The 385-nt window shown below is 65.5% G+C and carries 1 protein-coding gene and 1 tRNA gene; both read left to right on the forward strand.

Annotation, left to right across the window (positions count from 1 at the left end; all coding sequences use genetic code 11):
* The coding region (locus A2J02_RS05795; RefSeq protein ID WP_231911415.1) for a lipase family protein at positions 1 to 192 on the forward strand (192 nt) is incomplete at its 5' end.
* A gap of 69 nt (positions 193 to 261) precedes the next feature.
* Positions 262 to 337 (forward strand) — tRNA-Lys (locus tag A2J02_RS05800).
* Positions 338 to 385 lie beyond the last annotated feature (48 nt).

The raw sequence follows: 385 nt of genomic DNA on the forward strand, positions 1-385 counted from the left end.
TGGATCCCACGACAGGGAGCCGAGACCCTCTACGACGAGTGGTGCGCGCAGGGTGCGAACGTCCGACTCGAGGAGTATCTCGGCGAGCACCTGATCGTCGCGTTCAGCGGCATCCCGGGCGCGTACGCCTGGATCGACGACCGACTGGCCGGCATTCCGGTACCGAGCGGATGCAGCAGCTTCGGACGCTGACCCCGGTCGACACCACTGCCGGGGGTACTGCCCGTCGGCACCGCGCGGCCCATTACACTTTCGAGCCGCGCCCCTATAGCTCAGTTGGTAGAGCTACGGACTTTTAATCCGCAGGTCGTAGGTTCGAGTCCTACTGGGGGCACCACCATCGTCTGGATCGGACTGGCCTAGCAGCCAGCCCAGGTCAACGCCG

This window comes from Rhodococcus sp. EPR-147 (assembly GCF_001647185.1).
In the GTDB taxonomy this organism is placed as follows: Bacteria; Actinomycetota; Actinomycetes; order Mycobacteriales; family Mycobacteriaceae; genus Rhodococcoides.